16 protein-coding genes are annotated in these 18,788 nt (G+C 63.1%); 6 read left to right on the top strand and 10 right to left on the bottom strand.

Going from position 1 to position 18,788, the window contains the following annotated elements; genetic code table 11:
- The first annotated feature begins 42 nt into the window (after positions 1-42).
- From ACP7BH_RS08400 to ACP7BH_RS08385, 4 genes are all read left to right on the top strand, one after another.
- A complete protein-coding gene (locus tag ACP7BH_RS08400) occupies positions 43-807 on the top strand; it encodes a MauE/DoxX family redox-associated membrane protein (RefSeq protein ID WP_372691272.1) in 765 nt (254 codons plus the stop codon).
- 277 nt (positions 808-1,084) lie between these two features.
- Positions 1,085-2,500 carry a recombinase family protein gene (locus ACP7BH_RS08395; RefSeq protein ID WP_425982102.1) on the top strand — a complete coding sequence of 472 codons (1,416 nt, stop codon included), beginning with the start codon at positions 1,085-1,087 and terminating at the stop codon, positions 2,498-2,500.
- Between the two features lie 492 nt (positions 2,501-2,992).
- The gene (locus ACP7BH_RS08390) at positions 2,993-3,706 is read left to right on the top strand and encodes a helix-turn-helix domain-containing protein (protein WP_425982105.1); all 714 of its coding nucleotides are present in this window, start codon (positions 2,993-2,995) and stop codon (positions 3,704-3,706) included.
- 49 nt (positions 3,707-3,755) lie between these two features.
- Positions 3,756-4,283 (top strand): SgcJ/EcaC family oxidoreductase, encoded by a 528-nt coding sequence (locus ACP7BH_RS08385; protein ID WP_425982108.1) that lies wholly within the window; start codon positions 3,756-3,758, stop codon positions 4,281-4,283.
- A 264-nt stretch (positions 4,284-4,547) separates the two neighbouring features.
- On the opposite strand, the gene ACP7BH_RS08380 is transcribed toward ACP7BH_RS08385, so the two are convergent.
- From ACP7BH_RS08380 to ACP7BH_RS08360, 5 genes are all read right to left on the bottom strand, one after another.
- Entirely contained in the window at positions 4,548-6,497 is a 1,950-nt protein-coding gene (locus tag ACP7BH_RS08380) for an ATP-binding protein (RefSeq protein ID WP_425982111.1), read from the bottom strand.
- Positions 6,498-6,660: 163 nt separating this feature from the next.
- Positions 6,661-6,936 carry a hypothetical protein gene (locus ACP7BH_RS08375; protein WP_425982113.1) on the bottom strand — a complete coding sequence of 92 codons (276 nt, stop codon included), beginning with the start codon at positions 6,934-6,936 and terminating at the stop codon, positions 6,661-6,663.
- Positions 6,937-7,370: 434 nt separating this feature from the next.
- Positions 7,371-8,468 (bottom strand): alpha/beta hydrolase fold domain-containing protein, encoded by a 1,098-nt coding sequence (locus ACP7BH_RS08370; RefSeq protein WP_425982115.1) that lies wholly within the window; start codon positions 8,466-8,468, stop codon positions 7,371-7,373.
- A gap of 21 nt (positions 8,469-8,489) precedes the next feature.
- A complete protein-coding gene (locus ACP7BH_RS08365; RefSeq protein WP_425982118.1) occupies positions 8,490-9,020 on the bottom strand; it encodes a DUF4142 domain-containing protein in 531 nt (176 codons plus the stop codon).
- 15 nt (positions 9,021-9,035) lie between these two features.
- Positions 9,036-10,811 carry a YbhB/YbcL family Raf kinase inhibitor-like protein gene (locus tag ACP7BH_RS08360; RefSeq protein ID WP_425982120.1) on the bottom strand — a complete coding sequence of 592 codons (1,776 nt, stop codon included), beginning with the start codon at positions 10,809-10,811 and terminating at the stop codon, positions 9,036-9,038.
- A gap of 368 nt (positions 10,812-11,179) precedes the next feature.
- Here ACP7BH_RS08360 and ACP7BH_RS08355 point away from each other — a divergent pair, with 368 nt between their 5' ends.
- Positions 11,180-12,904: an ATP-binding protein gene (locus ACP7BH_RS08355; RefSeq protein ID WP_425982123.1), complete on the top strand. Its 1,725-nt coding sequence runs from the start codon at positions 11,180-11,182 to the stop codon at positions 12,902-12,904.
- A gap of 67 nt (positions 12,905-12,971) precedes the next feature.
- Here the strand turns inward: ACP7BH_RS08355 and ACP7BH_RS08350 are convergent, their stop codons facing one another.
- From ACP7BH_RS08350 to ACP7BH_RS08340, 3 genes are read right to left on the bottom strand one after another with little or no spacing between them, the layout of a single operon-like run.
- A complete protein-coding gene (locus ACP7BH_RS08350) occupies positions 12,972-13,364 on the bottom strand; it encodes a BLUF domain-containing protein (RefSeq protein ID WP_372691263.1) in 393 nt (130 codons plus the stop codon).
- Between the two features lie 48 nt (positions 13,365-13,412).
- Positions 13,413-15,356 (bottom strand): PAS domain S-box protein, encoded by a 1,944-nt coding sequence (locus ACP7BH_RS08345; protein ID WP_425982126.1) that lies wholly within the window; start codon positions 15,354-15,356, stop codon positions 13,413-13,415.
- Entirely contained in the window at positions 15,353-15,583 is a 231-nt protein-coding gene (locus ACP7BH_RS08340; RefSeq protein WP_425982129.1) for a hypothetical protein, read from the bottom strand. The genes ACP7BH_RS08345 and ACP7BH_RS08340 overlap by 4 nt, the downstream gene beginning before the upstream one ends.
- A 348-nt stretch (positions 15,584-15,931) precedes the next feature.
- Here ACP7BH_RS08340 and ACP7BH_RS08335 point away from each other — a divergent pair, with 348 nt between their 5' ends.
- A complete protein-coding gene (locus tag ACP7BH_RS08335) occupies positions 15,932-16,882 on the top strand; it encodes a sensor histidine kinase (protein ID WP_425982132.1) in 951 nt (316 codons plus the stop codon).
- A 183-nt stretch (positions 16,883-17,065) separates the two neighbouring features.
- Here ACP7BH_RS08335 and ACP7BH_RS08330 read toward each other — a convergent pair whose 3' ends face one another.
- Both ACP7BH_RS08330 and ACP7BH_RS08325 read right to left on the bottom strand, forming a co-directional pair.
- A complete protein-coding gene (locus ACP7BH_RS08330) occupies positions 17,066-17,959 on the bottom strand; it encodes an SDR family oxidoreductase (protein ID WP_425982135.1) in 894 nt (297 codons plus the stop codon).
- Between the two features lie 521 nt (positions 17,960-18,480).
- Positions 18,481-18,732 (bottom strand): hypothetical protein, encoded by a 252-nt coding sequence (locus tag ACP7BH_RS08325; protein WP_425982138.1) that lies wholly within the window; start codon positions 18,730-18,732, stop codon positions 18,481-18,483.
- Between the last annotated feature and the right edge of the window lie 56 nt (positions 18,733-18,788).

Below are 18,788 nucleotides of genomic sequence, written 5' to 3'. Positions count from 1 at the left end.
CTTAAGACGTGGCCCTCGGATTGGAAGATCACGGAGGCTGCAGTGACCAAGACCGCCACCATCCACCGCATGGTGATGCCAGACCACACCTGTCCCTGGGGGCTCAAGGCGCGCCATCTACTGAAGAGCCGGGGCTATCAGGTCGAGGACCGATTGCTGACCACTCGCGAGCAGACCGACGCCTTCAAGGCCGAGCATGGGGTCAAGACTACGCCCCAGGTGTTCATCGACGGACAGCGGATCGGCGGCCACGACGATCTGCGTCGCTATCTTGGCCTCAAGGTGCGCGATCCCAAAGCGACGACCTATACGCCGGTGCTGGTGGTGTTTCTGACGACCGCCGTCATGGCCGCCATGCTCAGCCTTGTCATTTACGGCACACCTCTGACCGTGCGCGCCGGCGAGTGGTTCATCGCACTGTCGATGATGGTGCTCGGGATGCTGAAACTCCAGAACATCGAGAGTTTCTCGTCTATGTTTCTCAACTACGACCTGCTGGCCAAGCGCTGGGTTCCCTACGGCAAGATCTACCCTTTCGCCGAGTTTGGGGCGGGCGCGCTAATGGTGGCGGGCGCCCTGACCTGGCTTTCGGCGCCGGTCGCCTTAATCATCGGCGGCATCGGCGCGGTCTCAGTGTTTAAGGCCGTCTATATCGATAAACGCGAACTGAAATGCGCCTGCGTCGGCGGCGACAGCAATGTCCCGTTGGGATTTCTGTCCCTGACAGAAAACCTGATGATGATCGCCATGGCCGTCTGGATGCTGGTGATGACGCTGACACGTAGCAGCGTGTCGATATCCATGTGAGATCGGGATCGGAGCGTCGCATTTTCGCGAGCAGTCAATGTCTACTATTTCCGAGGAGGGCGGTCACCAAACGGACGAATGTCGGGCCGCGCAACTAAGCGGTTCGCAAACAGTCGACCGCCTGACAGCCGACGTCCGCGCGGGCGGCGAAGGGTGGGAAGCTGACATATGTTTGCGTTGTCACGCCGACTGGGCGACACGGATGGAACACTAACCAGCAATGTCGCTCCTGTTTGGTCACTACCGTGAATGTTAGCGGATCAGACGTCCCGCTACGGTGTCCAACGAAATGCTTGAAGCGTCGACCATCCAGTCCCGTCCAGCCGCTCAATACGTCCGTATGTCGACAGACAGGCAGGACTTCTCGATTGAGATGCAGTCGCTTGCCATAGCGGAGTATGCCGAAAAGCACGGCTACGAAGTTGTGCAGACGTACTCCGACGCTGGCATCAGCGGCTTGGACATTTCGAACAGACCAGCACTCCGGTCCCTTCTGGCTGACGTCGTCGGGGGAACCGCTCGGTACGCCACCGTGCTCGTATACGACATCAGCCGCTGGGGGCGCTTTCAGAACCCAGACCAAGCCGCACACTACGAGTTCATCTGCGTCGAGGCTGGTGTACCTGTTCACTACTGCGCAGAGCCATTTGCCAACGACGGAAGCCCGGCCTCTGGATTGCTGAAATCTATGAAGCGCCTGATGGCGGCGGAGTTTAGTCGCGAACTGGCCCACAAAACGAAAGCTGCGAAGGAGGGCCTTCGAGACTTGGGGTATTGGACCAATGGTGCTCCGGGGTATGGCCTGCGCAGACAGGCGGTGACACGCTCCGGTCGAACACTCCGCGTCTGCCAATATGGCGAGCGAAATCCTCACCTGAAGTCGCGGTGCGTATTGGTGCATGGGCCAGCTGATGAGGTGGCCACCGTGCGGCGCATCTATCGCTTGTATATCCAAGACCAGCTCAGCTTCGCTGAGATCGCAACGCACCTAAACCGCGATGGGCTCAAGGCAGAGAACGGAAGAGATTGGCGCTGGTATACTGTCCGCCAGATCATCACGAACGAGAAGTACGCGGGCACATATGTCGGCGCCCGGTTTCCGCAGCATCTCGGCAAGCCGCTGCCTACCACCCCGGAAGACTGGGTGCGCCTTCCGGGGTTTGTGAAGCCAATCGTAACGAAGGCAACATTTGAGAGTGCGCAACGGGAGTACCTTCGTCGCCGCCGCGTGCCCACTAACGAAGACCTCATGGCCGAGATACACGCGCTTTATCAAAAGCATGGTTTCGTGAGCCAAGCACTGATCAGTGCCTACAGCGGAAGAACCAGCGCATATTACAGGCGGCGGTTGGGCGATCTGCAAACGCATTTCGCGCAGGCGGGCTTCAAGATGACCAAACGCCAGCAGACCTCATTGGTCAACATGCAGGCGATCACCGAGAGGCGTCGCGAAAAAGGGTGTGTGCTGTCCGACGAGCATATAATCAGGAAGCTACGCGGTCTTCTTGCGGTGGAGGGACGGCTCACGATCCCACTCATCCTATCGACCCCGGGTGTGCCGACGCCGGCCACGATCCGCCGGAGATTTGGAAACCTGAAAGCAGCTTATGCAATGGCTGGCTACGTCCCCTCAGCCCGACAGGCGGCTCTCATGCACAACGGGCCCTCGGCAGCTATGGCTGATGTCGGCTAAGGGTCGGAACCGGCGCGTTCACGCAGGCGACGAAGCAGACCTTCGCAGCCTTCCCCGACTGTCGCGTTTTCGGCGGGCTGCCAATGTCTGGTCTGCCGCATCATCAGCAAATGATTGTGCCTAACTCCTAGCGGAGGTTCGCGAAGTCCGCCTTCTGCCTTTTCTGTCCAGGCACGGCGGTTGGGCGATGGCACCAAAAACACCTTGTAGGCACGCGTCCGCCGCTCGACCAGCGTCTGATCCGCTGGGCCGGTGGCGACTTCTGCCTCGTCGTTGCCTGTCCGAAAAGCATACCTGCCGCGGAGCGCGAGGGGAGGCGCGCCACCAAGGACTGACTGTGGTAATGTCGGATCAGCAGGAGGTTGGGGTGGGCCGGATATCTCAACGGGTGCAACGGCTGTGATTTCGGCGCTCGCGTGTCGGGCCTCGCCAGGCGTGGTGGCAGTTGTGCGCGGTTATCGCGAGCGAACGGGCTTCAGCGCAGGGCCAGGCGTGGTCGTGCCGCTGCCAGGTCGCCCGGCTCAGTTTCTCGAAATCTATCTGGATACGCCCTATCGCGTCAGCATCGATGGCGGTGCATTCGACGCTGCTCCCGAGGCTGTGGTTGTCGGGCCGTCATCGCGACACAGCGCGCGGTTATTGCTCGCCGGCCCTGTCGCCGCCTTCCATGTCGCCTTTCAGCCGACTGGATTTCACCGACTGTTCGGCATTGGCATGGGGCAGTTGAGCGACATTGCGGTGGGCATTTGCGACTTAGGTCTGAAGCCGCTCGACGAGTTTGTCGGTAGCATCCGACAGGCGCCTGATTTTCCTTCGCGCGTGAGGGTCGCCGACAACTGGCTGGCCCATCGGTTGGCGTGGTCGCGCGCCGCTGATCCCCTGGACCACGTCGCGCGGCTCATCCGACGTGCCAAGGGCGCGCCGCCGGTCGCCAAGATGGCGGCCCGGTTAGACCTTTCCCCTCGCCAGCTTCAGCGGCGGTTTACCGATCAAGTGGGTCTGACGCCAAAACTCTATGCGCGGACAGTACGGTTCGAAGCGGTGTTGGAGGCGCGCGAGCGAAACCCTGATCTGAACTGGACCACGCTAGCCCACCGGTTCGGCTATTTTGATCAGGCACATCTGCTTCGCGATGCCCACGCTTTCACGGGCATGCCGCCCAGCGCCCTGGTTTCGGAAGCGATCGCCATGTCCGATTCTTCCTAGCGAACCCGTATCCGCAGGCGGCATCCTTCGCGTGAAAAAGGAGAAGCCGATGAACCGCCGCACCCTTATGACCGTTCTTGGAGGAGCCAGTCTGATGACCGCCATTCCGGCCCTGGGTCAAACACAAATCGCAGACGCCGACCGGACCGCCGTCCAGGCCTGGCTGGATGAATGCGCCGCCGCGTGGGCGACCAGCGATGCGGAACGAATGTTCCGGTCGGCTGCCGACGATGTCGAATGGGTCAATATTGTCGGCATGCACTGGCGCGGAAAGGCTCAGGTCGTCGGCGTCCACGCCCTGTATCTGAACACCATGTTCAAGGGCGTGCCGATGTCGCTCAAGTCCATCGAGAGCGTGAGGTCTGCCGGTCCCGACGTGGTGATTGCGGTCGTGCGCTGGTCGGTCGGCCAGTTCAGTCCACCTGATGGATCGATCGTTCCTGCCTCAGACGACCGAATGACCTTAGTGTTCCGCCGCTCGCCGGCGGGACTGCAACTGGTCCACGGCGCGAACGTGCAAATCAACGCCGTTGCCGAGCAGTTCGACCCATCGAAAGGACCGCCTCCGACGAGTTGACACGGGCGTTGTGCCTTCATTCGCTTACCTGTTGGGCGGCATCAGAGCAGAAACTCTGAAAACCCGACACGTAGTCAGGCGATAGGCCTTTTCTAACTCAAAGCGGACGCTCGCGAATTCTGTTCGGAGCAATGTTGCGCTAAGGGCTGCCTTGACCCGCTAGTTCCGACCGATGCATTGAAGCGCACTAGGCGGGCGAACCGGGGTGCGTTTCCGCGCCGGATTTCGCTTTCCCCCGAGCCCAGGGCGGCCGGTCTGTTCGCGTCAGCTGGCCCCACCCACCAGCGACGCCAGACTTTCGGCCAGCTCAGAATTACGAAAAGGTTTCGTGAGACGCGCGACACTGGCGTCGACGCCCTCCGCTTCGGCGTAGCCGGATACAATGAGCACCGGCAGCTGGGCGAGTTCCGCCCTCAAGGTCCGCGCCAGCTCGGTACCGCTCATGCCCGGCATCAGGTGGTCGGTGACCACCACAGTCGGGACTAATCCGGTGCGGATGATCGATAGCGCGTCTTCGCCTGAGCTCGCTTCCACGACGTCAAAACCCAGGTCCGCCAGCATATGGGCGGTGCTCACCCGAACCAACTCCTCGTCCTCGACTAAGAGAGCGACACCGCGGGTCATCATCGCGTGCGTTTCCGATCTTTCCGCTGCGTCTTCGGAGATTGGGCGTGAGCTGACGGGCAGTAAAAGTTCGATCGTCGTGCCACGCCCTGGTGCGCTCTCGATCGCCAGCCCCCCGCCAAGTTGGGCCGCCAGACCGTGGACCATAGACAAACCCAGGCCTGTGCCCTTGCCGACGCCCTTGGTCGAGAAGAACGGCTCGGTCGCCCGTCGGAGGGTCGCGTCGTCCATCCCCACACCCGAGTCACCCACTCTTACCGATACATAGTGCCCGCGCGTCACTCCGGCAGGGTGGAGTGTCTTTACGCTCTTGCGTTGTGCGGAAATGACCAGAGCACCGCCATCTGGCATGGCGTCCCGCGCGTTCACCGCGAGGTTCAGCAGAGCCATCTCAAGCTGGTTTGCGTCAGCCAGGGCCGGCGGCAAGTCGTCCGCAAGATCAACACGGATTTCGATCTTGGGTCCGAGGGTAGAGCCGAGAAGGCCCGTCATGCCTTCAACCACCCGCGTAACATCGACGGCGGTCGGCTGAAGGGGTTGTCGCCGAGCGAAGGCCAGAAGTCTTTGAACCAGGGTCTTGGCCCGCTCAGCCGATTGCAGGGCGCCGTCGATGAGCATCCGCTCGCGGTCATTTCCGACACCCTTGCGCACCAGCATGTCGAGCGAGCCGATGATCGGGGTCAGTAGGTTGTTAAAATCGTGCGCCACCCCGCCCGTCAAACTGCCCATCGCCTCCATCTTCTGGCTCTGCCTCAGAGCCTCCTGGGCCAGCTCCAGCTCAGCCTCACGAGCTTTTGTGGCAGTCAGGTCTCGCCCCACTGCAACAAAGTTCAGGCCGTCTGGCTCAGGCGCGACGGTCCACTCGATCCATTTCCAGCCGCCATTGCTCGTCGCAATCCGGTTCTCGAAGCGGGTCGGAAGGCCGGTTTCGGCCATTTGCCCAATGGCCTCCAGCGTCGGCGGCTCGTCGTCCGGATGCATGAACGAGGCGTAGCCGCGCGAAAGCAACTCCTCCTGGGTCCAACCAAGCACCTGTGTCCACGCGGGGCTGACCGCGGACATCATCCCGCTGTAGTCGGCCCGCGCCATCATATCCTGGGAGAGGGTCCAGAGTCGGTCCCGCTCTGCCGATCGCGCCTCGACCTGGGCCTCCAGCGTTTCGTTGAGGTGGCGAAGGCGCTCTTCGCTGGCCGCCAAGGCCGCCCGTTCTTCCTTAAGCGTTTGCTCCAGCAGGACGCTGACGGTCGTCTCCGGCGTGATGTTGAGCACGGCCGCGACACTTCCGTCGTCGTCTTTCAGCGCCGAAAGAGAATAGTTGAACCAGGCCATTTCGGCCTCGCCGCCTTCGAGGCGAGCCATCAGGAAAGGCGCGTTCTCGAAATAGACTGGCGAGCCGCCCCTTCGCACGCCTTCAAACTGTGGCTGGAGCTCGTTCCAGATTTCCGCCCAAACGACAGAGCCGGGTCGACCGAGCGCTGCAGGATGCTTCGCTGCGAGGATGCGTCGGTATGGATCGTTGTAAACCAGCGCGTATTGGGGACCCGACCACAGACAGATCGGGAAGGGTGAGTCGAAGATCGACCTCGCCATGGTCCGCAGTGCCGCAGACCAATGACGGGTGGAACCCAAGGCAGTCGCGGACCAGTCCAACTCTCGCGCCAAGGCTCGGACCTCGCCTGGACCCGCGAAGAGATTTGCCGCGTCGGCACGACATGCGCGGAGTGGCCGCTGCTCACTGCTGGAACTCACTGCATCAAGCTCTGTCTACCGCATCTACGTCGCGAACGATAACGCACGGCGAGCGGATCTTCCACTCGGTGAGACGCATCAGCGGTCTAAGGATGCGAACGCCATGCTCCGCCAAAGCCTTGCGAAGTTCACCGCTCGGCTCACCCCATGTCTCGCCTTCCATATCGACGATTTTGAAGATCGCCTCGGCATCGTCGCCCATGGTCTCGAAGTGCTTCACCGCCGCTGCCGAACTCTCGTATTTCTCATAGACAACGGTCTCTTTCGCATCGTCGTTCATGAAGATGTCGTAGCGGACGGCGCCAGGGTCTTTGCGCGCACCAAGTCCATACAGTTGGCCAAGAGTCTCTTATCCTCCTCGGTCTTGCCGAGATGGATTTTGAAACGGGCAATGCTTCGGATGGGGCTCATCGTGTCCTCCATGGCTCAGGATCTGAATGAGAGCGGGAGGGGTCGAGTTCCGCGCCATCTCACCGTCCGCCTTGGGTCGGAAACCGCCAAAGGCGCCGGATCGAAAAGCGGACTTTCGCAGGCCTAGACGACATGGCTAAACGTCGTATTTCCGGCGTGCCGCCAATGTCTGATCCTGGCAATTCCGCTCTCCGCAGGCGGCTACCCAGGGCGCTCCCGTAATCGTCGGGGTCAGCACGAAACGCAAAGACCCCGGCGCAAACCGGGGCCTTTTCGCTCAAAGCCGGCGAGGCCGGACCCAAGTCAGCGCGTAAGAACGCTGCGCAGGCGGCCAAACGACCATTGCTGGGCGTCGTAGGCGTCGCGGACGACGTCGGCCATCGAGAAGAACTCGTGCACCGAGCCGTCCCAGACGCGCCGCTCATTGGGGACGCCTGCGCGCGTTAGGGCGGATGCGAGGGTCTCGCCGTCTGAGTTCAGCGGGTCGATCTGAGCATTGACGATGGTCACGCCGTGAAGCCCGCGCAGGTTGGCGGCGACGAGGTTGTAGCGGGGGTCCTGCTGATCCGAGGGGCCGCGCAGAGCGTATTGACCAAACCAAGCCAGGGTCGGCGTGCGCAGCGGCAGGCTGGCGGTATTCTCCATCTTTGAAGGCAGGTTCGGATCGGCGTCGGCGATCGGATAGACCGCCAGCACGTGCTTGGGTTGTGTCCAGCCGCCGTCCCGCGCAGAGATGGCGACGTTAAGAGCCAGGTTGGCGCCGGCGCTTTCACCCGCAACCGCAATCCTGCTCGGGTCCCCGCCCCAGGCGCGAGCATTGTCCAGCACCCAGCGGTAGGCGTTGTTGGCGTCGTCGTGTGCGGCAGGGAACTTGTTCTCAGGACCTTTGCGATATTCGACCGAGATGACGACGGCGTTGAGATTGCGCGCCATCGACCGCGGGGTGGCGTCATACACGTCCAGATCCGCGATGACCCAGCCGCCGCCGTGATAATAGACCACGACCGGGAGGTTGTTCCCGATCGCGTCGGCCGGCTTGTAGATGCGCACCGGCTGTGTTGCGCCGCCGGTCGGATAGGTCAGGTTCATGGCCGTGACGGTTTGATCGGGCGCGGTCGACATGCCGCGCATCGTCTTGACCCGGTTGACGGCGTCGGCGGGGCTCGGCTGGGTGCGGGCCTGTTGAACCGTAAGGGTCTCGATCGGCTTAGCGCCGAGAGCGGCGTGGGCGTCGAGCACGGCCTGCATGTCAGCGTCAGGACGAGCGGTCATGCCCATCGGCGCCATGGGCGAGGCAGGAGCGCTGGTCAGGCCGGGGTCCATCACGGACGGCGTCATGGCACAGGCGGACAGGGCGGCGGCGGAGGCCCCCGCGACGAGGATGGTGGTCAAGCGTTTCATGTCAGATTTCCCGGGGTTCGATCAGCGCATCAGGCGTTGGAGCTCGGCGAGATGGGCCTCGACGATCGGCACCGTGGCGCGGGCGGCGCTGCGAAGTTGCGGGGTCTCGCCGGTTTCGGCGTAGGTCTTCTGCAGGCCCAGGGCTTCCTTGTGCGCCATTTGCTGCTGGACCAGATACAGGCGGTCACGCTCGACGCCGGAATACTGACGTAGGGCCGCGACCATGGCGGCTTTAGGCGCATCCAGCATCGGCGGCGCGGGCGTCAAGCCGGCCGCGCGAGCGGCGGTCACGGCGTCCGCTGTGGTCTTGGTATGATGATCAATCATCATCTGGGCGAACCGGCGGATGGCCGGATTGGCGGTTGTCTCGAGCACCGCTCTGCTCGACTCGAGCTCATAAAGGTCACCAGCGCCGGCGAACATCAGAAATTCAGGCGCGGGCGGCGTGGGAGCCAGGGTGCCGGCGGGCGTCCAGGTGTAGGTGAACGATTGCGCCGAGGCGGCGGTGGCGAGCAACGACAGCGTTGCGGTCGCGCACAAGAGGCGTTTCATGGGTCTTCTTCTCGGTTATTTGAGGGGGGCGTCTGTCTGGGCATAGGTCCCGACGAGGCGACCCTCGCCGATGACATGTCCGCGCATGGCGGCGAGCAGGGTGTCGCGGTCAGAACCCGGCAGGATGTCCAGGCGGGTGTCCAGCGCGAAGACCTGCAAGTGGTAGCGGTGCGGCGCATCGCCGACCGGCGGCCGCGGACCGAAATAGCCGACCGAGCCGCGCGAGGTGGCGCCCTGGACGATGCCGTCTGGGAGCTTGATCTCCTCGGACAAGCCTTCCGGCGTCATCGGCTGAGCGATATTCCAGGCGAGCCAGTGCACGAAGGGTTTGGGCGCGGCGGCGTCCGGGTCCTCCATGATGATCACATAGGTTGCGGCGCCATCGACGGGGGTCCAGCTCAGCGCCGGGGCAACCCCGTCATAATATTCGCTCTGTGGCCGGGGAATGGGCGCGCCGTCCGTGAATGCGGTCGAGGTAACGGTGATCGGCGCCGCGCCCTGGAGTCGTTCGATGGCCAGCGGCACGCCGGACCCGCGCCCAGTCTGGGTCCGCATCGCATCGGCGGGCGCGACAGCCATCACGGGGCGACCACGCCCTCGCGGATAGCTGATGCGATAGAGGATGCCGTTTTCGTCGTCGCCCAGCAGAAGTGATCCATCGCCGGCGACAGCCAGCCCTGCGGGGCGCCCTGTGCGGGCTTGGCCGCCGTCAGCGATGAAGCCTGTCAGGAAGGGCTCGATGGAGCGGGCGCGGCCGTTTTCGAAGTCCACGCGTACGACCTCATAGCCGGACGGCGTACTGCGGGCCCAGGAGCCGCGCAAGGCGACGAAAGCGTCGCCGTTGTAGGCGTCCGGGAAAGGCCCGCCAGCATAGAAGGCCAGCTGCATGGGCGCCGCGTGGGCGGTGTAGCCCAGAACAGCGGCTTCGCTCATCTCGCCCCAGGTCGCGGCAGTGATGTTCGCCGGCGGCTCATCCTGCGGATTGACGGCTTCCTCGACGCCGTAGACGTAAGGCCAGCCGTAGCGTTTGCCGGCTTGAATGTTGTTCAGCTCTTCCTGCTGCAGGTCATCGCCCAAATTGTCGATGCCGTGGTCCATGCCCCACAGCTGACCGGTCCGCGGATGCCAGCCGAACCCGATGGTGTTGCGCAGGCCTGAGGCGAAGATGGTGCGGCTCTTACCGTCTAGCGACGCCCGAAGGATCGTAGCGTTCTCCGGATTGCTCTCGGCGCAGGCGTCGCAGGTGGAGCCTACGGAGATGTACAACATCTCGTCTGGACCGACGCTCAGCGTCCGGTTCGGATGCTGGCCCGAGTCCGGAAGATCGCCGATGATCAGGGACAGGGGGGATAGGGTCCCATCAGCCAGGATGTCGCCGACGAAGACCTCCTTGACCGTGGCGAGATAAAGCTTGTCGCTATGGACCGCCACACCGTGCGCTCCGGCCCGACGGGCCACGACGACGGGGTCGCCGTCGGCCTTGCCATCGCCGTCGGCGTCACGCAGCAGGATCACGTCGCCCTCGGCGCGCCGCGTCGCATAGATGTCGCCGTTCGGCGCCACCGCGAGCATGCGCACATTGCCCAGGCGTTCGGCGAACCGGCTGACCGCAAATCCATCAGGGACCTTAAGCGCTGACGTATCCCCCGGCAGCGGAGCCCGCGCTGTGGGCTCGAAGATCGCGGTCGGAATGGCAAGCCGGTCGTTGTCTTCAGGGTGAGCCTGAGCGAAGGCGGATGTGGCGCAGCACAGCGCCGCCGCGGACGCTGCGGCGAGAAGGCGAGGGTTCATTTGAAACTCTGAGGAATGGGTCCGGCAAGGGTCGATTTCGCCATGTTTAAGCCGCAGATGCTTTTCGGGTTCCGTTGTTATTTTTCGGCGATGAGATTGCTAGCTCGAGCCATTCCCAGCGTTTCCGCTAGGGCGCGGAGCCAACGTCTGAAAGGTTGGAGCCCACCAATGTCTGCCTTGGCGCGTCGTGGACGCGCCGAAGCATAAGGGCAGGGCGCTTTGTGATTCCGCGGCCTTATGAGGAGGATGGGCCGCAGTTGGATGTGCCGCCTATCCTGACGTTCACTTGCCCCGGGCTGAAGAAGGGCGTGGAAATCTAACGAAGTGTCCACTGTTTCCGGCGCAACGTCCCGGGAAACGAGGACCGTATGGCCCACCCCAATTCCCGCCAGCTTCTGCGTGTCGCAATGGCGGCGCGCGCCCGCCAGTGGCCGACGCGTCTAGGCCTCGGCGCCGTGATCGCAAGCGCCTTCTTCACGACCACCGGCGGCGCCTTCGCGGCGAGTTGGTTCTTGGTCTACGCCACCCTTCAGCTCTTTGAATGGCGTGTCTTCAGCTTTCGGTCGCGACCTGCGGAGTGGACGCCGACGACGGGATGGTGCCTAGGGGCGATCGCCCTGGTCGCGGTGAACAATGCGGTCTTCGGCGCCTTCGCCGTGCGCCAAGCGTTCGAGGGCGGCGATCTGAGCCTCGTCTCGGCCGCCCTTCTGATCGCCGGCGCCATCATCAACGGGGTCATCGTCAGCGCAGGTTCCCGTGCCCTGACGTGGGCGTCCATCCTTCCTCTCATGATGTGTTTCGTTGGCATCGCAGGGGCCGCCGTCGCGACCGGTCACACGCCTCTCGCGACACTTCAAATCTCAGGAGCCAGCCTGCTTTTCGTCATCGCCGCCTGCGTGGCTTCGACCCAGCTGGCGCGCAAACTTCGCCTCGCCGAGGAGGGACGATTGGCGGCGGAGCGCGCCAACCGCGCCAAAGGGCAGTTTCTCGCAAATATGAGCCACGAAATCCGCACGCCTCTGAACGGCGTCGTCAGCATGGCTGATCTCCTCGCCAAATCCCCGCTCGCGCAAAGCGATCGCGAGATGGTCGAAATCATCCGCTCCTCGGGGCAGAACCTGACAGGTCTTCTCTCCGATATCCTCGACGTGGCGCGCATCGAAGCTGGGGAAATCGCCCTCGAGTCGGCGCCATTCGAGCTTGGGGACATGCTCAGGTCCGTTTGCGCCCTATTCAGCCTCAAGGCGCGGGAGAAGGGCGTGACGGTCATTCTGGAGATCGCGCCAGTGGTCGATCGGGCGATACTGGGCGACGGTGCAAGGTTGCGTCAGGTCGTCACCAACCTCGTCGCCAACGCCATTAAATTCACCGATCGAGGCGAGGTGCGTCTGTCGGCTGAACTGGACGATCAAAGCCGTCTTCGGCTTGCTGTCCGTGATACCGGGATCGGTTTTGATCCTGAAGAAACCGGCGATCTGTTTGGACGGTTTCAGCAGGCTGACGGCTCAATCACCCGCCGCTTCGGGGGGTCAGGGCTTGGGTTGGCGATCGCCAAGGACCTCACCCAACTCATGAGGGGCGACATCGGCTACGACAGCCGAGTCGGGACAGGCTCCGTCTTTTGGGTTTTACTGCCCTTTACAGCTGCGGAGAGCCCCATTGTCACGCCGCAGCAGACTGGCGCCCGTGCGGAAACGCCTGACCGCACGCTCTCGGTGCTCGTGGCCGATGATCACGAGACCAATCTGAAGGTCGTGGTTCTGATTTTGGATCAGGTCGGTGCGCAATGCACCACAGCGGGGGACGGGGCCGCTGCGGTCGCGGTGTTCAGAGCCGGGGTCTTCGACCTCATCCTTATGGACATGCAGATGCCGGTCATGGACGGCCTGACGGCGGTTCGCCTCATTCGCGAGATCGAGGCGACAGGCGACCGAGGCCATACCCCCATTGCGATCCTGTCGGCCAATGCTCTCCCCGAGCACATAGCCGTCGCGCTTGCGGCAGGAGCGGATCGCCATGTCGCCAAACCCGTCCGTCCTGACGTGCTGATCGAGCTTGTCCATGAACTCGTCTTTGAGGAGTCACCAGGATAGCGGCGAGCCCGCGAGAGCCTGTTCCACACGAAGGAAGCCTGCGCCCGTTCGACCGCCAGAGCCGAGGTCAGGTTGCGACACCCTCATGCGCCAGGGCGGCCATCAACGCGATCAAACCCAAGCCATCGTCCGCTTCAAGCAGTGTCGCCGTCTCGGGGGCCGCCTTGGCGAGGTCCACGCGCGCCATCGACCAACCCGGCAGCAAGCGCCTCTCAGATGAGCCGCGGAGCAGGATCGTCAGCTGTGTGTGGCGGGCGTCGGCCTCCAGCGTCTTGACCAGTTCGTCGATGGCGCAGGGGGAGCCCTCGAGAAGCTGGATGTAGGTCTGCTCGCAGAAACCCAGCGCTCCAGTGATATTCATACGCGCGTTGTTCGGGACGGAGGACCGGAAAATCCGATCCAGCGCAACTTCAGGCAAGATCGCGACAGCGTGACTGCGGTACACGAGACGGTCGATCACAGTGTGGGGCTCCCTAGGCTAGCGTCGCTGGCGATATTCGCCCGCCGTTCAGTCCACCGCGCGTTGAGATACGTCCAGCGCCAGACCCTCGATAAAGCTCGCGAGTTGGGCCAGCGTGAACGGCTTGGCCAGGCGCGGCAGAGTGGCCACGTCGGGGCCTGGCGACAGGTGAAGGTCGGCATAGCCCGACGCCAAGGCCACCGCCGCTGTGGGCCGCAGCGCTTTGACCCGTTCCGCAAGCTGGCTGCCGGAGAGCCCGGGCATGACCTCGTCTGTCAGAACCAGATCGATCTCCGGGTGTCGCTGGAAGATGACCAACGCCTCATCACCGGAGTTTGCGACGAGGACGTTGTGGCCGAGCTCATCCACCATCGCCACCGTGTTGGTCAGCACCAGAGGATCATCATCGACGACCAGCACGACAAGCCGCTCTCCGGCATTGTCGACGGCCTCGGTCACCACCAAGCCTGCCGCAGGAAGGTCGGCGCCTGCGAGGGGCAACCACAAGTCGATGCGGGTGCCGTGGCCTATTTCGCTCTTGATCTCGATCCAGCCCCCGGATTGCCCGGCTAAGCCTTGGACCATCGAAAGCCCGAGGCCGGTGCCCTTGCCTACACCCTTTGTGGTGAAGAACGGCTCGGTCACCTTGGCGGCGATCTCGGGCGGCATCCCTGTGCCATTGTCGCTCACGCTGAGCCTTACATAGTCTCCAGCCCGGCGCTCACCTTGCGTGCGCGCCATCTTCAGCTGTTCGGCGGTGATCGAGATTTCTCCCCCGTTCGGGAGGGCGTCGCGCGCATTGACGACAAGATTGAGCAACGCCGTCTCAAGTTGATAGGGGTCGGTCTGCACTCTCGGCAACACATCGGCGAACCGCATCCGGACGTCGATGTTCGGCCCGATGGAGCGGCGGATGAACTCGCCCATACCCCTGACCAGCTGGGGTATGTCCACCGCTTCGAGCTTTAGCTCCTGCTTGCGGGCGAAAGCCAACATCCGTTGGGTCAGGATCGCACCACGCTCTGCGCCCTGGATGGCGTTCTCGAGGAGCGGCGTCGTTCTGGGATCGAACGGCAGTCGTTTCCGAAGAAGGTCAAGGCTGCCGGTGATCGCCGCCAGGAGGTTGTTGAAGTCGTGCGCCACGCCCCCGGTCAGTTGCCCGATGGCCTCCAGCTTTTGTGATTGATAGAGCGCCTCGCGCGCGGCCTCGAGCTCGCGCTGAGCCTCGGCACGCTCCGTAACGTCGCGCGTGATTTTCGCAAAGCCGACAATCTCGCCGTCGTCGCCGGTGATCGGATCGATCACCACATGCGCCCAGAAACGCGTTCCGTCCTTGCGAAGACGCCAGCCCTCCTTTTCGAAGCGTCCAGCTTCACGAGCAATGCTGAGGGCGACGGTTGGGGCGCCGGCCTCCACCTCCTCGGGAAGGTAAAACCGCGAGAAGTGGTGGCCGATGATTTCGTCTGGCGTGTAGCCTTTGATACGTTCGGCGCCGGCGTTCCAGCTGATCACCCGCCCGTCGGGGTCGAGCATATAGATGGCGTAGTCTCTCACGCCTCCGACAAGTATCCGAAACTGCTCCTCGCTCTGACGAAGCGCCTGCTCGGCGGCTCTGCGTTCAGTCAAGTCACGCGTGATCTTGGCAAAGCCGATCAGATCCTGGCCGCGGCGTATGGGATCGATGACCACATGGGCCCAGAATCGGGCCCCATCCTTACGCAGGCGCCACCCCTCAGCTTCGAACCGCCCGGACTCCGCTGCAATCTGCAGCGCTTTCGATGGCCGTCCGGCCTGGCGATCCTCAGGCGTATAAAAGCGGGAGAAATGCGCGCCGAGGATCTCATCTGCGGTGTAACCCTTGAAGCGTTCGGCGCCCGGGTTCCAACTTGTCACATGCCCTTCGGCATCAAGCATATAGATGGCGTAGTCTGTTATGGACTCGACCAAGAGCCTGTATCGGCTGTCGTCCGCCGTATCTTGCAGTGCGGTCAATGAGTTGGCCCTATTCCCCGGAAGGCTAACGAGGCGCCACGTAAAACGTTCCAGGCGGTCTTGTCCTCAATGGCGCGATTTGCAGTGTAAACGATCAGGGCGCCTGCGCGAAAAAGCACGTCGCCTTGCGTCAAGGCCTGTCGGACCAACCCTGGGCGCAAAGCGTCCTGGTCCGCCTCAGTCATGGCCGCGAACAGCCAGTTGTTGATGAGATTTGTCTCGGGCATTCTGGGCCTCCGGGAGCGGAACGAAATTCGTTCGCCAGCCGGTGCTCAAGAGCAGGTGACCACCGTCTATGCGCTAGATTCCACACCAGCACTACGGCTTTTTGAGCTCCGCTATCGGTCCGACGCCTGCTCGTATCGCAACCTGGGGCGAGCCGAGCCGCTGTTGTTTCGCAATCGAGACAGCGGCAACGCAATCTTGGGCGACGGATCGTAGGGGGGGCCTAGATTGGGCGGGCCTAGGGGATCTTTTACTCAGATCTGGCATTCGGGCAGCGGCCATGACCATGTGACGAGCGGCTCCGCTTCGCCTTCGTGAAGTCTTGGACCGTTACCCCAAAAGGACGGCCAGTGACCCGCTTGGGGTTTGTCCATCGTGGCATCGTAACCGATCGATCGGGCCTCCTCGGGCCGACAGTGTGGGCGCTTTGCGCGATCGCGATCCCGACGCTGATCAGGCTCGCTGCATCGCCGATCGTGGACGATCTCCCCTACCTCACCTATTTTCCCGCTGTCCTCCTGGCGACGATGTTCATGGGGTGGCGGTGGGGTCTCGTCGTGGTGGTCGGATGCGCAATCTCGGCCGACTATTTCTTCATCCGGCCGCTATTTGGGTTCTCGTTCGCAGCACAAAGCGGGGTCGGCGCAACGCTATTTCTGACTTCAGCGATGTTCATCGTCGTCGCTGCTCAAACACTGAGAGCATCTGTTCGAGAAGTGGATGCGAACACCAGACGTGAGCGTGTGTTGAGCCTCGAACTTCAGCACAGGGTGAAAAACAACTTGTCCGTTGTTCAAGGAATTGCGCGTCAGACCGCGAGAACGACGCCGGACCCCACGGAATTCTATAAGGCGTTTGACGGGCGTCTGGCGGCCTTGTCGCAAGCCAATGAAATCCTGATCACTGGAAGCTGGGAGGAGTGCCGCCTTCCGGACCTTGTCAGGGCCGCGCTTGCGCCCTTCGCCCGCGACGGCGCTGTAGAAATAACCGGTCCGGAGTGCAGCGTGCCCGCAGCCACCTGCGTGCCCCTGGTGCTGGCTTTGCACGAACTGGCGACGAACGCAGTGAAATACGGCGCGCTCTCGCGCTCTGCCGGAAAGGTGATCCTGACTTGGCGGCTCGAGGAGGGATCGGCTGATCTCGACTGGGTGGAGGTCGGCGGTCCGCTTGTGGCCGCTCCAAACCGAAAGGGCCTGGGCTCGCGCCTGCTGACCGAGCAGGCGGGGCTGTTTGACGTCCAGTTAGACTTCAGGCCCGATGGCCTGATTTGCCGGATTAAGCTTCAGAAAGTCACCGTCTAGCGCACTTCGGCCTGGCAAGACCGAACCGGGGGCAGAGGGCGAGCGACCGTGCGATTTCCCACAATTCACCGCTGGGGCGACCAACTGCTGCCCGTCGCCGCGGGGCGGACGGGGGATCGGACGTTCACCTGACGGCCGGGCGAGGGCCCGCCGACGGACGTCATCTGCCGGGCACACGGGAATTCAGGCCACGCCCGCCCCGCCGGTGACGCCGTAGACCTCGCCGGAGATATAGCTGCCTTCCTGCGAGGCAAGCAGGACGTAAACGGGGGCGATCTCGACAGGCTGGCCGGGCCTTCCGAATTCGCTCTGCTCACCGAAGTTTCTGACCTTCTCCTGCGGCTGTCCGCCCGACGGCTGAAGGGCCGTCCAGAAGGGACCGGGCGCGACGACATTGGCGCGGACGCCCTTCTTGATGAGCTGTTTCGCGAGGGCTTTGGTGTAGGCCACGATGCCGGCCTTGGTCGTCGCGTAATCCAGCAGTATGGCCGACGGCTCGTAGGCCTGAACCGAGGCTGTGGTGATGACCGCCGCACCAGCGGGAAGGTGCGGGACCGCAGCCTGAACGATCCAGTGCATGGCGTAGAGATTGGTCTTCATCGTTCGGTCGAAATCCCCGGTCGAGACTTCGCCCACGTCTTCGCGGTATTGCTGATGGCCGGCATTGATGACGAGAACATCAAGGCCTCCCAGTTCGGCCACTGTCGTCTCGACCATTTGACGGCACCAGGTCTCGTCCGTGATATCGCCGGGGAGCGCCACGGCCTTGCGACCCTCGGCCTCGATTAAGGCGATGACCTCTCGCGCATCCGCCCCCTCGGAAGGCAGATACGAAATAGCGACATCGGCCCCCTCACGTGCATAGGCGATGGCGGCGGCGCGGCCGATGCCGGAGTCCCCGCCCGTCACGAGGGCTCTGCGGCCCGCGAGTTTACCGGCGCCGCGATAGCTCGTCTCACCATGGTCAGGCCGGGGCTCCATCCGCGTTGCGAGACCGGGTTCGGGCTGCGGCTGCTCAGGAAAGGGAGGGCGCGGATACTGTTCGCGGGGGTCCTGGCGGACGAGGCGGTCGGTCATGATCGGCAGCTTTCTGGGCAGGATGTCCTCAGAAAACACGTGGCCTGGCCTGCTGTTCCGACGCAGGCGTCCATCCGCTTAGTTCCAAACCAGCCGGGTCGAACAAAGTCAGCGTCCATAGACACGAAGCGCCTCGACGCTATGCCGAATGTCAGTTCGGCGTTCGAGCCCTCCAGGTCGAACGGATCGCGAGAACGCGCTCCTTTGCGTGGCGGGAGCGAACACCGCGCCTAGCCTGAGGGGATCGCCCCCCGATAATGCCGAGACTGTGAATTGCGGAAGCGACGTCTCGGGAGTTTTTCCCCTCTGGGAGGAAGGCAAATGGACGCCAACACCGACACTGCGTCGCGCTCTGAGTTTGGTCCCGACGACATCGAATTGTTGAACAGACGCCTTGCCGAACGCGGCTTTTATGTTCTCGGATGCTTGTCGCCCGCGAGCAGGACATCGTCGCGCTCAAGCCGCCCGGATTCCGATCGGACGCTGAACAATGACCGTTAAAGCCGGCTCCGCGACCGGCCTCAGACGTCCGGCGCTGCAGCCGCCCCCGGCGTGACCGGAGCAAGTTCAGCCGCCTGGGACTTGGGCGGCGGCGCATCGACCACGACCGAACCATCATCCTCAATTTGCTCAATGGAGAGGATTGCCTCACCTGGGGCCATCAAGGGCGCGGCGGCGTCCCCGGCCTGCACATCCGTCTCGGACATCACATGGACCTGGCGGGACGGGCCGCCATCCTGTCCGAGCCCGACCTTGTAGAGGCGCCGGCTCATGTGCCGGTCCCAAATCCGTCGGGGCCGCCGGCGCCGGCCGCACCTTCGCCGCCGCT

The sequence above is a fragment of the Brevundimonas sp. TWP2-1 genome (genome assembly GCF_049897645.1).
Classification (GTDB): Bacteria; Pseudomonadota; Alphaproteobacteria; order Caulobacterales; family Caulobacteraceae; genus Brevundimonas.
This window is presented reverse-complemented; position numbering and strand designations above follow the sequence as displayed.